General features: G+C 68.8%; 8 protein-coding genes, 1 tRNA gene and 8 pseudogenes. 6 read left to right on the top strand and 11 right to left on the bottom strand.

What is annotated here, in order from left to right; translation table 11 throughout:
* Window positions 1-91: 91 nt before the first annotated feature.
* Window positions 92-261, top strand: a pseudogene (locus FF86_RS66605) (transposase); the annotation flags it as partial.
* 704 nt (window positions 262-965) lie between these two features.
* Here the strand turns inward: FF86_RS66605 and FF86_RS15850 are convergent.
* Together FF86_RS15850 and FF86_RS66600 are read right to left on the bottom strand one after the other, a co-directional pair.
* Entirely contained in the window at window positions 966-1772 is an 807-nt protein-coding gene (locus FF86_RS15850; RefSeq protein ID WP_370657191.1) for an SAM-dependent methyltransferase, read from the bottom strand.
* A gap of 43 nt (window positions 1773-1815) precedes the next feature.
* The gene (locus tag FF86_RS66600; RefSeq protein ID WP_199865739.1) at window positions 1816-1989 is read right to left on the bottom strand and encodes a Clp protease N-terminal domain-containing protein; all 174 of its coding nucleotides are present in this window, start codon (window positions 1987-1989) and stop codon (window positions 1816-1818) included.
* Between the two features lie 2622 nt (window positions 1990-4611).
* On the opposite strand from FF86_RS66600, the pseudogene FF86_RS66595 reads away from it, so the two are divergent.
* Window positions 4612-4795 (top strand): annotated as a pseudogene (locus tag FF86_RS66595) (NADP-dependent oxidoreductase); the annotation flags it as partial.
* A 36-nt stretch (window positions 4796-4831) separates the two neighbouring features.
* On the opposite strand, the pseudogene FF86_RS62530 reads toward FF86_RS66595, so the two are convergent.
* The 4 pseudogenes from FF86_RS62530 to FF86_RS49685 all read right to left on the bottom strand — a co-directional run.
* Window positions 4832-4981 (bottom strand): annotated as a pseudogene (locus FF86_RS62530) (hypothetical protein); the annotation flags it as partial.
* Window position 4982: 1 nt separating this feature from the next.
* Window positions 4983-5381: pseudogene (locus FF86_RS49695) on the bottom strand (transposase); the annotation flags it as partial.
* Window position 5382: 1 nt separating this feature from the next.
* Window positions 5383-5531: pseudogene (locus FF86_RS49690) on the bottom strand (transposase); the annotation flags it as partial.
* 1 nt (window position 5532) lies between these two features.
* Window positions 5533-5706: pseudogene (locus tag FF86_RS49685) on the bottom strand (transposase); the annotation flags it as partial.
* 120 nt (window positions 5707-5826) lie between these two features.
* Here FF86_RS49685 and FF86_RS62525 point away from each other — a divergent pair.
* Both FF86_RS62525 and FF86_RS62520 read left to right on the top strand, forming a co-directional pair.
* Window positions 5827-6031: pseudogene (locus tag FF86_RS62525) on the top strand (NADP-dependent oxidoreductase); the annotation flags it as partial.
* Window position 6032: 1 nt separating this feature from the next.
* On the top strand, window positions 6033-6744 hold a 712-nt coding region (locus FF86_RS62520; protein WP_255355810.1), incomplete at its 5' end, for an NADP-dependent oxidoreductase.
* Between the two features lie 733 nt (window positions 6745-7477).
* Here FF86_RS62520 and FF86_RS15815 read toward each other — a convergent pair.
* The 4 genes from FF86_RS15815 to FF86_RS15800 all read right to left on the bottom strand — a co-directional run.
* A tRNA-Glu gene (locus FF86_RS15815) sits at window positions 7478-7553 on the bottom strand.
* 118 nt (window positions 7554-7671) lie between these two features.
* Window positions 7672-8556 carry a hypothetical protein gene (locus FF86_RS15810; RefSeq protein WP_063870406.1) on the bottom strand — a complete coding sequence of 295 codons (885 nt, stop codon included), beginning with the start codon at window positions 8554-8556 and terminating at the stop codon, window positions 7672-7674.
* 519 nt (window positions 8557-9075) lie between these two features.
* Window positions 9076-9282, bottom strand: coding sequence for a developmental transcriptional regulator BldC (bldC, locus tag FF86_RS15805; protein WP_009741343.1), 207 nt, complete (start codon window positions 9280-9282; stop codon window positions 9076-9078).
* A 389-nt stretch (window positions 9283-9671) separates the two neighbouring features.
* A partial coding sequence (locus tag FF86_RS15800; RefSeq protein ID WP_242418845.1) for a hypothetical protein occupies window positions 9672-10265 on the bottom strand: 594 nt, incomplete at its 3' end.
* A gap of 315 nt (window positions 10266-10580) precedes the next feature.
* On the opposite strand from FF86_RS15800, the gene FF86_RS15795 reads away from it, so the two are divergent.
* Together FF86_RS15795 and FF86_RS15790 are read left to right on the top strand one after the other, a co-directional pair.
* Window positions 10581-11651, top strand: coding sequence for a Glu/Leu/Phe/Val dehydrogenase dimerization domain-containing protein (locus FF86_RS15795; RefSeq protein WP_044885472.1), 1071 nt, complete (start codon window positions 10581-10583; stop codon window positions 11649-11651).
* Between the two features lie 373 nt (window positions 11652-12024).
* Window positions 12025-12231, top strand: a complete 207-nt coding sequence (locus FF86_RS15790) for a DUF3073 domain-containing protein (protein ID WP_011601395.1) — start codon at window positions 12025-12027, stop codon at window positions 12229-12231.
* A 513-nt stretch (window positions 12232-12744) separates the two neighbouring features.
* Here the strand turns inward: FF86_RS15790 and FF86_RS49670 are convergent.
* Window positions 12745-13259, bottom strand: a pseudogene (locus FF86_RS49670) (AIR synthase-related protein); the annotation flags it as partial.
* Window position 13260: the final 1 nt, after the last annotated feature.

Below are 13260 nucleotides of genomic sequence, written 5' to 3'. Positions count from 1 at the left end.
GTACCGGGATCTGATCGTGGCGGCGCACCGCCGGTTGGGCCGGCCGGTCGTGCTGGTCTGGGATAGTTTGAACACCCATCGATGCGCGGAAATGCTCGCGTTCATCGCGGCGAACTCCCTGTGGCTGACCGTGATCCGGTTGCCGTCGTACAGCCCGGAGCTGAATCCAGTGGAATCTGTCTGGTCGCTGTTGAAACGCGGGGAGATCGCCAACCGGGTCCTGGTCGACGTCGATCATCTCACCAGTCTGGTCCGACGCGGNATGAGCNGGGTCGGACACCGTCCTGACCTGCTCGAGGGCTGCCTGGCGGGCACCGGGTTGACCTTGACACCATCCCATGATCAATCAGCCGACCTCGCGCATTAAAGGTCGGTAAGTAGCCGTCTGCCTTCTCGCGGGCTTCGGATGATCGAGACGTTATCGTGACGGCGTGCCCACGTACGAGCAGGTGGCCCGCTTCGTGGCAGAGTACNCGCGGCTGACCACCGAGCAGCGGCGAGCGTTTCGCCGGGCTGTCGCGCTGTTCCGTGAGGGCTTGGAGACGGGCCAGTTCCACTCGAGTCTCGGAGTGAAGAGCTTCCGCTCCGATCCCGGTGTGTTCGAGCTGCGATAGGCGAAGGATGACCGGGCGCTGTGGGAGTACGGCGACCCCGTTCCGGGCCGCGACGGCCCCCATATCCGCTGGCTGCGGATCGGCACCCATGACATCGACAAGAGCCGGTAGCTGTGAGGACGACCGCCGACGTGGCGGGCGGACCGCGCGAGCATCGGCATCCCGCCACCTCAGAACCGCAGCGTGCGCAACGCGCGCTCGCCAGCTCCGACCCCCGCCGGCCAGGTCAGCCGGGGCGACGCGTCTCCCGGCCGGCTCCTCGACCCGCTCCGGGCATCCGCCCCCGGNGGCGGCAGCCACGGCGTCGTGCCTCGCACGGCTGCGGCCCGCCACCGACGCCACCAAGGACGGCTACGGCTTACGACCGACCCCGCCGAAGATGTGGAGTGGCTGCGGCACCGGCCCGGGCGCGGGCCGCCAGAGGGGGGTCGAGACCACGCCAGGCTCGACGAGTTCAAGGCCGTCGAAGAAGGACGCGACCTGCTCGGGGGTGCGCAGGTTGTAGGGGTGCCCGTCCGCCTGGGTGATCGCGATGGCCTTGTCCACGGCCTCGCCGTGGGTGCCGTCGTTGAGAGCGAGGTAGCTGCCCGGCCGCACCCCGTCGAGCAGCCGCTTCACGATCGCGGTCGCCTCGTCGTTGTCGGCGACGTTCCCGACGATGCCGAACATCACGAGAGCGATCGGCTGGGTGAAGTCCAGGAGCTCGGCGGCCTCCGCGAGAATCGTCTCTGGGTCACGCACATCGGCGTCGACGTAGGCGGTCGCGCCGCCGGAGGCGCTGGTCAGCAGCGCGCGGGCGTGCACCAGCACCAGCGGATCGTTGTCGACGTAGACGATGCGGGAGTCCGGGGCGATCCGTTGCGCGACCTCATGGGTGTTGTCGGCGGTCGGCAGGCCGGTGCCGATGTCCAGGAACTGGCGGATACCCACCTCGCCGGCGAGGAAGGTGATCGCTCGGACCAGGAACTCCCGCTGCGCACGGGCGACGTGCACGATGTCCGGGTAGACCTCGAAGACCTTGTCTCCCAGCTCCCGGTCGGCGGGAAAGTTGTCCTTGCCCCCGAGCCAGTAGTTCCAGACCCGAGCGGAGTGCGGCACGCTCGTGTCCACCCGCGACCATGCGCTCTGCGCCGGCTTGTCAGCACCCATATCGCCCATCATGTACCACCGGTTGCACCCCGCAACGAACAGACCCGGTCGGCTACCTGCCGGGAACGCCGGTGAGGAGCGCCCGCGCCCCGTCACAGCTGATGCCGCGACGAGCGAGCACGTCACGCGTGGGTCTCTGCGTGGCGAGCAGCGCCAACACCAGATGCTCGCCACCGGCGTGGTCATCGAGAAGGGCCCGCGCCTCGCGGTCCGCGGCCTCCAGCACCACCCGCACCCGGTGCGAGAACGACGTCGTGGAAGGCGTCCGCAGGCGTCCGAAACGCCAGCGGGTCGGGGCCCGGCGAGCGAGCGCCGCCGGCCCGAACTGGCGACTGACAGCGGCGGCGACCTCAGCCAGGTCGATGCCGATCGTATGGAGGGCGTCACTTTCGACGCCCTCCGGTGCTTGTTGTGGGCTGACTGCCGGCTGACCCCGAGCGCTTCGACGATCTGCTGCCACGACCAATCCTCCGCGTGGGTCCGATCCAGGTGGAGGGCCTCAAGTTGTCAACCGAGGATGACGGATCGGGCGCCACGCGGCCAGCTCGTGCCGAGGCCTCGGCACGATCCCGGACTGACAAATGGCCGTGCCCTCGACACGATTCCATGCGCGGGCAAGCACAGCAGGACACGGAGGAGGAGAAGCCGCGGTCGACCACCGTGATCACTCGGCCGAGTTTCCAGATCCGCAGGTCGTCCTTGACCTGTTCCAGCACACTTTGGTCGTTGGTGTTGCCTAGCCAGCACCAGACCCGCACCGGGATGCCCTCTCGGGTGATGGCCAGGCCGATCACGACCTGCGGCAGGTCGTCGCGATGGTCTTTGCTCTTGCCGAACTTCCGGAATCCCGGCGTCGGCTCCCCGCCGCCGTCTCCGTCCTCGGCGGGCTGGTCGGCGTCGGGCGTATCGGTCTCGAAGTAGGTCGAGGTCGTGTCGAAGAACAGCAGATCTACTTCGAGGTTGAGCAGGTGCGCGACGGAGAAGAACACCGCTTCCGGCACCGCCCCGGCCACGTCGGTCTCCACCAGNAGGTCCATCGCCCGGTAGGCATGGTCCTCATCCATCGACACCAGGCCCTGCACGACGACGTCCTCGCCGGCCCATTCGGCCGCGGACAGGTTCGACATCGGCGCCAGTGCCCGGTTCGCGACCAAGGCGAACAGCACCCGTTCCACCGCGGTGGTGAACCGCCGGTCGGCCACCGCCTTCTCGATCGCCGCGGCGATGCCGAGCTCGTGCCACAGCCCGTCGACGTCGACTGCCTCGATCCGGCCCAGGTTCATCGGTACCCGCGGCTTCGTCGTCCCGCCGAGCCGATGGTTGTACGCCAGCGCGACGTAGCAGACCATCGAGCCGTCGGCGTTCCATCGCCGCGTGAACCGCAGGTACATACTCACACCAAACCATGTCGACCCAGGTGCAGCGACCACGAACAGGCCCGTCGTGTTACCACACCTTCCGCTTCGCAAGCCCGATTTCCATGGTCGACAGCCCCGCTACCTNCACCTTCATGTCAGCGATCTTCACCGTGTGCCCACGAACCGCGGAACCCGGGTCTAACGGACAGTGGATCGAAGNCAAGAGCAAGTGACATATAGGGCATCCACCACATTAAGCGCAGACTCAAACATTCACCAACAGAGGCAAAAAGGAAGCTTGACCCCGAATTCTCCCTGCAGTTAGCATCAAAGAAATTTGATCTTCTCGCTTACAGTATGTGGACGCTAGACTCCGGAGGAACTCGTGGGCGCCCTACTTCTCCGTCGAGGATCAATTACATTCAGCCTGCCAGAGGGCGACGATAAGGATACAGATACCGCCGTCTCCGTCTTCATCCGCGCACCCTATGCGGCAAAATTCAAGATTACAGTTGCCAGGAAGCAGNACTTCGCCAACACCGACACCTGGGAGGACACCGGCGATAAATCCTACACCTATCAGCTCGATACCACTCCGGTCGATATCGAAAAGCTGACTGGAGACATACAAACAGAGATAGACATCTTTCCCGTGGGGAACGATACAGTCAAGTTCGGTTACGATTTGGAACTAGTCTTTATTGACACAGAAGACCCGGAAAATATAGTCCCGCTCGGTCAGAGCTACGGCGGCATCACTTTGAGTCAAGATCGCAGGCAATGGCTTAGTCCGTGACGGCTACACTCGGCTCCGACATCNGGGCGCGGAAAATGCTCAACAAGGCAGTCTTCACCCGGCTGTACCTCGGCAAGGTCCACGCCGGACCTGTCGTGACCGCTGACGATCTCAACGAGCCGTTTGCTACCACCGTTGGCGGCAGGGCGGGCTTGGAGCCTTGGGGGGACTATTGACGACGTGCCGGTGGAGCGCGCTACGCGCGTGGCCCCGGCACGCGAAAGCGGCGTCTCCCTGACGGGTGACGCCGCTTTGCTGGGATTTACTACCACGNCATCGCCGAGCACCGTCTCTGCGGACGAGTGTTCGAGTAAGGCCGTAGTGGTGGACCTTCAGTTGACTGGCAGGGTGCTGATATCCGAACCCTGCGATATTCGACGATCTTGGTGCTGCGTGACGCCGGCATCGGGTCTCATCTCCTGGAGCCCGCCGGTCCGGAGCGAGCTGTCGCGGGCGCGGCGTGACCATCTTCCTGATTGCACACCAGCTGGCCAGGGCGGAGAGGCTGTCGACCGGGTCTCCATCCTGACACCACGCTGTGCCCGATCGGCCCGCCGGCGGAGTTGCGCACCCAGCCGTTCGCCCGCACGCTAGAGATCTGCATCCGCACCGCGCCGCCTGACCCGGACTTCATCGGTGGCGGTGGATGGCACCGCGATCTGTCCGGCGTTTCCTGCTGACCCTGCGGGTGGGCGGCTTGGCAATCGACTGTGTTGTCATGTCCGGTCGTGCCCAACTGGGTGAGATCTTCCGGCGGGCACGGAATGGGCGGCTGTGGACGAACATCGGCAGCATCGCAAACTCTCGACGATGCCGTCGCGACCTTCGGTCCGACCGAGCGGATCGGCGGGCAGACGGTCATCCGTGTTCGTCCGTGAGCGACACGCACCCATCACTGCGCCTAAGTGCTTGTTTTAGATATTGATGGTCTTCGCTCCCGGTAGCTCTCGATCGCCCTTGCGGAAACGATCATCGTCTGCTTCATGGTGACGAGCGAGTCGCCGAGCCATGATCCCGATCATGGCCCAGTAGACGAACGACTCGGAACTGTCCGGCCGGCGCTCNTAATCCCGGGCCAGCCGCCGCCAGGAGGTGACCCACGCCAACGTCCGTTCCACCACCCACCGTTTCGGCAACGGGGAGAACCCCCTCTGCCCGGCAGGCTTACGGACGATGTCCACCGTGGTGCGCAGCACGGTACCGGCCCAGTCGGCGAACCCCCCGGCGAACCCGCCGTCAGCAAAGACATACCGGGTACTCGGGCAGTCGAAATACAGGTCCACCAGCAGCGGCCGGCCGCCGTCACGGTCCTGCACCGACGCCGGGCGCACCAGCACCGCCAGCAGCAGACCCAACGTGTCCACGGCCACGAATCGCTTGCGGCCGTTGACCTTCTTCCCCGCGTCGTAGCCACGGCTGTCCCGCCCGACCGTGGGCGCACCCTTCACCGACTGGGAGTCGACCNCCCCCGCCGACGGCTCGGGATCCCGGCCTTCGAACAGACGGACCTTCCGGCGAAGAGCGGCGTTGATCCGTACGGCGGTGCCGTCCTTCCGCCAGCGGCGGAAGAACCCGTACACCGTCTCCCACGGCGGGAAGTCCGACGGCAACGCTNGCCACGAACAGCTGTTCCGCGCCACGTACAGGATCGCGTTCACGATCTCTCGGCGGGGATGGGCCTCATGACGCCCGTCCTTCGACGGAGCCGGCAGTTCGGGTTCGATCTGCGCCCACTCGGCATCGGTCAGATCCGAGGGATAGTGGTGTGTCCGTGCCATGACCAGCCCCTNCCGCCAGCACCCCCACCCAAACCCCACCATCAACATCCACACCAGTATTCGGTCACGGTCCGCACACAAAAGAAGATCTAAAACAAGCACTAAGACAAATGACCGGGAGGCAGTTGCCCATGAAGGCGATCGTCGTGACAGACCAGGCTGCGGGAACGGCCGGGATGAGGCTGGTGGAGCGGCCCGAGCCGTCGGCGGCGATAAACGATGTCGTCGTTGAGGTCCATGCGTCGGGATTCGTTCCGACTGAGATGGCGTGGCCCTCGACCTGGACCGATCGCGTCGACCGTGACCGAACACCGTCGATCCCCGGGCATGAGCTGGNCGGAGTGGTCACCGCCCTCGGCTATGGCACGACGGGGCTGTCGGTGGGACAGCGGGTGTTCGGCCTCTCGGACTGGCATCGCGACGGCACCCTGGCGCAGTATGTGGCCGTCGAGGCACGCAACCTCGCACCGCTCCCGGGCGACGTCGACTTCACGGTGGGCGCGAGCTTGCCGATTTCGGGGCTGACCGCGTGGCAGGGGCTGTTCGAGCACGGCCGCCTTCAGACGGGGCAGAGCGTGCTCGTGCATGGCGCGGCCGGCGCAGTCGGGACGATGGTGACGCAGCTCGCGCGCGAGTTCGGTGCGTACGTCATCGGCACCGGACGCGCCGCCGACCGGCAGAAGGCGCTCGACTTCGGCGCACAGGAATTCGTCGACCTTGAGAACGACGCGCTGGAAGACGTAGGCGGAGTCGATCTGGTCTTCGATGTCATCGGCGGCGATATCCAGAAGTGGTCCGCGGGTCTGGTTCGAGCCGGGGGAACGCTGGTGTCCGTCGTCGGACCGACCGAGGCGCGGCCCGCCGACGGCCTGGCAGTCGACTTCGTTGTCGAGTCCGATCGCGCTCAACTGGGTGAGGTCGTACAGCGGGTGCGCGACGGGCGGCTGCGAACGAACATCGGCAACGTCGCGACCATCGACAATGCCGTCGCCGCCCTCAATCCGACCGAGCGACGCAAGGGAAAGACGATCATCAACCTTCGTCCGTGAGGACTTCGGGGACAGCGACCGCGGTCCTGCCCTCCTNATGGATCAGCGTCAGCCGCGTGGCCAGGCGGCGAGGGGCCGATTGGTCCGCCACCCGAAGGGCAGGCGGGCTATCTATCGCAACGGGTGGCCACGGNGATACTTACGTTGTCTACGGTCACCGCCTCGTCCACAGATTATCGACCCCAACATTCGCGAATAGAGCTCATTTAACTGGTGGAATGCTGTTATTCNCAGTGTGCAGCGGGAGCGACAGGTCGCGGCGCTACACCGGGCCATCGCCGACACCGAGGCCCGTAGCAAACGCCTGCTACGCAGCTTCGAGCTGGTAGACGACCCGGACCAGGACATGGGCCGCGACATCGCCGAGCGGCGGATCGAACTGAGATCCGAACGAGTGGCTCTTCAGCAGAAGCTGGCCGCGCTTGAGGACGAGAAAGCCGCGGCACCCAATCCCGGCCTACTGCGGGCGCTGCCGGTGGGACCCGTCGAACTCGACGAGCTGCCCGAGGACCTGTCCCGCCGCCTCTTCGAGGCGCTTCGGCTCGAAGTCCGCTACAAGCGCGCGACTAACATCGCAACTTGCCGGATAACTCTGACAGGCGAGACCATCCCGGCCACCGCCCGCGTCGGCGTCGATGCGGTCAAGGCTATGCAAGACGTCCCAAGAAAGATCAACAGGGAGGAAGCAGTCATGCCCGTGCAGATCTCGGAAGGGATCATGCACGGGTCTGCTTGGTGCCCCCAACGGGATTCGAACCCGTGNTACCGCCTTGAAAGGGCGACGTCCTGGGNCGCTAGACGATGGGGGCGCGGTGACGATCACAGGCGGGGCAGAGCCGGCGCTCAGCCACGTCGTCGATCGTCTGAAGCACTGCAAGCATAGGGGATGGCCAGGGTGGCCGACAAACCCGTCCGCGCTGGGTCCGGTCAGTGGCTGCCGGCGGCGTGGGCACGCAGGGCCGGGCGCGGGTCGGCCCACCGGTAGCGAGAGTGGAAGAACGCGCGCACCGGCCGGCCGCCGATCGCGATCGAGTGGGAGATGCGCACCCTGCCGGGGGCACCGCCTGCGCTGGCGAGATCGAAGGACATCGTGACGTCGTCGGCCCGCTCGAGCGGGGTGTTCGGGTCGTAGACGCGCAGGGTCACCGCCATGTCGACCTGGTCGTAGGCGTAGGCCAGGACCTGATGGTTCAGGCCGAGTTGCAGGGGATCCGCCGAGTGGACGGTGATGACGCCGACCGGGGCGAGCCGCCCGGAGTCGAGGTCGAGCCGGATCCGCGGCCATTCGTCCGCGAGACTGCGCAGCCCCACGCCGAGGCGGCCCAGCGCGCTGCCGGGCCGTCCCGGAGCAGAGCCGGGACGATTGGGGACGGAGCCGGGACCGTCAGCGGTGGAGCCGCGGGGGTCAGCGGCAGAGCCGCAAGAGGCAGAGGCAGAACTGCGGCGGTCCGGCCGGCTCGCGCCGGGCCACCACGCGCCCCCGCGGCGCGGCTGGGGGTAGGCGTCGGCCGCTCGCATGAGGCCGTAGTAGCGGGCGACGCCGCGGGGCAGGTCGAAGCTCGCCAGCAGGCGGCGCACGAGGTAGCCGTACAGCGGGGAGCCCCGCCGGGGCGGCTCGACGTCGGGCGGCACGGCGAGGCCGGCCTCGAACAGGTCGCGCACCGCGAAGATCATGCCGCCGCACAGGCCGCGGCTGGCGTCCCCGATCCCGAGGCCCCAGGGCAGGCCGGGCAGCCGCAGGGCCAGCAGGGGCTGGACGTCGAAGCTGTTCGTGAACCGGAACGCGCTGACGCTGGGCAGGAACCCGGGCACGGCAGAGCGAACCACCCAGCTTTGGGGGCGGTCACGGTCCATGGTGCTGCCCCTCGCCCGACCCCACACCGCCTGGCAAGACCAGACGGCGGGTGCCGGTCATCAATCGGTGCACGACGCCGCCAGGCCGCGGTGGCCCCGTCCGACGTCGCCACCGCGTGCGAGGCCGGCGGACGGCCCACCGGGCCGTCCGCCGGTTCCCCAACAGGTCCACCCTGCGCCCTCCCGGTGCTCAGGTGGCCCTTGATGCGGACGTCGACGCGAACCGGACCCCGCCCGGCGGCCTCCCCGCCGGCCGGGCAGCCCGGCGTTCGGATCTTCACACTTCCTTTACGCCAGGTGGCCCGAAGGTGGGGGCCCAGACCGGCCGGCTTGTCCGGTTCTCAACCGAACGGACAGCCTTCCGAGCCTTCGGCCCTGTTCCACAAGGTCAGACCACCGACACCCTCGCACTGGCGGCGGCTGCCGCCCGGACGAGGGAAAGGAGGTGCTTCCGGCTACGCGCCAGGTCAGCGCGATCTAGATGTCGCCTCCGATGCTCGGGACCCCCTTCAGCAGGGCACGCACCTCGGCCTCCCGGTACCGGCGGTGCCCACCAAGGGTCCGAATCGACGTCAGCTTGCCGGCCTTCGCCCACCGGGTCACGGTCTTCGGGTCAACCCGAAACATCGTGGCTACCTCGGCGGGCGTCAGCAGCGGCTCGGCGTCCGGCGTTCGTGTCGTCATTGTGTTGGCCTCCCGTCACAGAGCGTCGCTCCGTCCCATACAGATCGTGCATCCTTCGGGGGCATTTCGGACATGGCACGTCAGGACCATCTGNTGACTAGTCACAGCTCGTCCGAAGCGGACGGCGACTCTCGGTTAACGGAATGCGTCGATCAGCTTGCGGATTCCCGCGCCTGCAAGGGTCTCCACCTCATCAGGACCCGTTCGTAGGCTTCGACCGCTAGGTCTGTTCGCCCACGNCGTAACGCGCTGACAGCCTCGACGATGTCCTCTACCGAGCTGTCGCGCCGAAGCATGTCATCGTCGAGCAGGTCAACTAGCCCGTCGTAGTCCAGTTCGACCCTGCTCTGCGGATGGAAGGACCCCAGCCAACGGGCCAGATCGCCGANGCCCTCGACCGCGGGGGCTTCACTCGAACCCCCCCGCAGCGTCTCCACCGCCTCCACCGCGCGGTTCGCCCGGCGCCGGGCCAGGCTCATCGTCGTCCGGTAGATCATCGACCGCTCGGCGGTGTCTCCGGTCACCAGCGACCGCTCGGCCGGGTCGAACAGCAGGAACCACGGCGGCGGGACCATCCAGGTGCACGTCTGGACGTGGACCTTCAGGCTCGGCCGGCGGGCCTTCCAACGGTCCAGCTCGATCTCGGCCGGCTCGGTGATCCGCCGCGGCAGGAACGCCTCGGCGACCCGCTCGGGCATCAGGCCGCGGAACTCCAGCGCCGCCTGCCACACCCGCAACTGGGTCGACCACGGGCAGACGAACATCAGCCCGTCGATCCACTGCACGAACGCCGACTCGTCGGCCACGTCGAGGGTCGGCCGGATGGTCGCGACCAGGGCGACGACGCGCTCCCGGCGCGAGCCGGCCCGCCGGGACGGCGGCCCCGCGGCCGCGTACCGCTGCCAGCGCCCGCGCTCGGCGGCCGGAAACGCCGCAAGCGGCTCATACACACGCAGGTACGCCGCGGGCGACACGACAGCCATCTCAGCTCCCACAGACCGCGTCCGGCCCGGGCCCCGGCCACGCGTGAGCGGCGTGCCACCCACCCCGCGGGGCGAACCNCGTCACACGCCGCAGCGCCGCGAACGACACCCACGCGGATGCCCTGGAACCTGGCATGGCTCGATCCTGGCACGTCCGCACGCAAGCCGTGCGCGCTACCGGGGCCATAGGGTTCGCCAGGACCCGGCCTACCCCGCCGCCCGCGCCCAGCCGGCCACCGACCCGCAGGTCCGCCTGGCGGACGGCGCCGCGACGGTCCAGGTCCCACGCCGGGTCCGTCCCCCAGGAGGTGNACGATGACATCGTTGTTCGGTGCCGTTCGCGACCACGAACAGGTGCTGCTGTGCTCGGACCAGCGGGCCGGGCTGCGCGCGATCATCGCGGTCTACTCGACCGCGCTGGGCCCCTCCCTCGGAGGCACCCGCTTCCACCCCTACGCCGCCGACGACGACGCGCTCGCCGACGCCCTGGCGCTGTCCCGGGCGATGGCCTACAAGGCCGCCTGCGCGGGTCTGGACCTAGGCGGCGGCAAGGCGGTCATCATCGGCGACCCCGCCCGCGACAAGTCCGAGCCGCTGCTGCGCGCCTTCGGCCGCCACATCGCCTCGCTGGGCGGGCGCTACATCACCGCCTGCGACGTCGGTACCTACGTCGACGACATGGACGTCATCGCTCGCGAGACGCGCTGGGTGACCGGGCGCTCGCCGGCCCACGGCGGGTCGGGCGACTCCGGCGTGCTGACCGCCTACGGGGTCTTCGAGGGCATGCGCGCCGCCGCCCGGCACCGGTGGGGGACGACGGACCTCGCCGGGCGCCGGGTGGGGATCAGCGGCGTCGGCAAGGTCGGCCGCCGCCTCGTCGGGCACCTGTTGGCGGATGGCGCCTCGGTGATCGCCGCGGACGTCGACCCGGCGGCCCTGGCCCGACTGCGCGCCGAGTTCCCCGCCGCGCTGACCGTGGCCGACCCCGACGAGCTGTTCGACCTTGACCTCGACGTCTACTCGCCCTGCGCGCTCGGGGGGGTGCTGGACGCCGAGACGATCGGCCGGCTGCGCGCGGAGATCGTCTGCGGCGGGGCCAACAACCAGCTCGCCACGCCCGAGATCGGCGGGCGGCTCGCCGACGCCGGGGTGCTCTACGCGCCCGACTTCGTCGTCAACGCCGGCGGACTCATCCAGGTGGCCGACGAGATCGAGGGGTACTCGCCAGAACGGGCCCGGGCCCGGGCGGCGCGGATCTTCGACACCACCGTCGAGGTCCTCCGCCTCGCCGAGGACGAGGACGTGACGCCGACGAAGGCGGCCGAACGGCTCGCCGAGCGCCGGATGGCCGAGGTGGGCCGGCTGCGGGGGCTCCTGCTGCGCTGAGTCGGACGCGCTGCGCCGGGTCATCTGTGCCGCGCCGGGTCACGTGCGCCTGCAGTGGGTGACACGGCCCGACCCCGGGCGCCGGGTCACGGCACGTCCGCGCAGGTCAGGCGATCGAGAGAATGTGACGGTGCGCACACCACGGCGTGGCGGGTCGGGTCGCCCGCGAGCCGGTGAGCGGCCCCGATTCCCCGATCGAACCCGCCGGACAGCAGGCTTCACGGAGCGCTTCCGATCGTGGACATCTTGTCCGAGGACAGGCAACTGTCGGGTTGGCGTGCCGAGAAGCCTCCGGTCCCTGTAGTCTCGGGAAGCACGAGACAGTGAGAGCACCGGGGCGGGTCCCCGTCGTCATGTTCGAGGGGGTCGAGCCATGGGGCGCGGCCGAGCTAAGGCCAAGCAGACGAAAGTCGCCCGCGAGCTCAAGTACAACTCGCCCAATATGGATCTCGACCGATTGAAGGCGGATCTGGGCGCGGGCTCGACGCGCGAGAACAACAGCGACGACGCGTATGTAGATGACGATTACGGATACGACGCTTACGCAGACGACGAGGACGACCGCCGTTCCTCCCGCTGACATAGCGTCACGTCGGTAGCCGTCCCGCCGCGGCAGGCTCACCCCGGCGGTCGTCGCCGATGGTGGCGGCCCGGGCTTCGGTCCGGGCATCCACCGCCATGTCGTGCTGCCTCCGTGCACGCGCGATGACGCTGACTGCCGTGCCCATCCTTGGGACGCGGCCGATAAGTGCAGCGTCGCCCTCGCATGCGCCCCGTCGTCGTGGCGCGCCCCGCGTTGGGCACGCAGTCGTCGGCCCGCGGCCCGTCCTCGCCTGGGCGGGCGTATCCCGCGCAGACCGATGGCTGTAGACCGGCCGCGCCGCGGCCCGATGGCCTCGCAGACCAGTGGCGCCGAGGTGGTGCTCCGGCAGTCCGCGCTGCCCGCGCGCCTCGCCCGCAGCGACACGCGCGGGCAGCCCTGGCCGGCGGACACCCGCCGGCCACTCGCTCCGGCGGGGGGCGCGCCCCGGGCCGGGCACCGGCCCGCCTCCGCCGACCGGCTCAGGCCGGGCGACGCCCGGCCGCGAGCGGCTCAGGCCGGGTGCCGGCCAACCAGCCGGGCCCGGGGCGTGGCGTCCGCCCCCGGCTCGCCGGCCTCCGCCGTCTCCCGCACCCTGGCCGCCCTGCCCTCGCCGGGCTCACCGCCGGGATAGGTCTCGTCGGCCACGGCACCGATCTCGCCGACGATCCACGAGGGCACCTCTCGCTCCGCGAGCAACGCGAGCGCCTCGGGGACGACGTCGGCCGGCAGTATCGCGACCATGCCGATGCCCTGGTTGAAGGTGCTCTCCATGTCCGTCTGGTCCACCGCGCCGCGCTCGGCGAGCAGGCCGAAGATCGCCGGGACCGCCCAGGACGCGCGGTCGAGGGTCGCCACCAGGCCGGCGGGAATCACCCGGGCGATGTTCGCGGCGAGGCCGCCGCCGGTGATGTGGGCGAAGGCGTGCACCTCCACCGCTGCGGCCAGGGCCAGACAGTCCCTCGCGTAGATGCGGGTCGGGGTAAGCAGGGACCGGCCGAGTGTGTCCCCCAGGGAGGGGACGTATGN

The organism is Frankia sp. CpI1-P (assembly GCF_001421075.1).
GTDB classification, from domain to species: Bacteria; Actinomycetota; Actinomycetes; order Frankiales; family Frankiaceae; genus Frankia; species Frankia torreyi.
This window is presented reverse-complemented; position numbering and strand designations above follow the sequence as displayed.

Bases quoted from the DNA above. Each gene is read 5' to 3' on its own strand.
- FF86_RS15850 (WP_370657191.1), bottom strand. From the start codon at position 1,772: ATGGGCGATATGGGTGCTGACAAGCCGGCGCAGAGCGCATGGTCGCGG.
- bldC (WP_009741343.1), bottom strand. From the start codon at position 9,282: ATGACGACACGAACGCCGGACGCCGAGCCGCTGCTGACGCCCGCCGAG.
- FF86_RS15795 (WP_044885472.1), top strand. From the start codon at position 10,581: ATGACATCGTTGTTCGGTGCCGTTCGCGACCACGAACAGGTGCTGCTG.
- FF86_RS15790 (WP_011601395.1), top strand. From the start codon at position 12,025: ATGGGGCGCGGCCGAGCTAAGGCCAAGCAGACGAAAGTCGCCCGCGAG.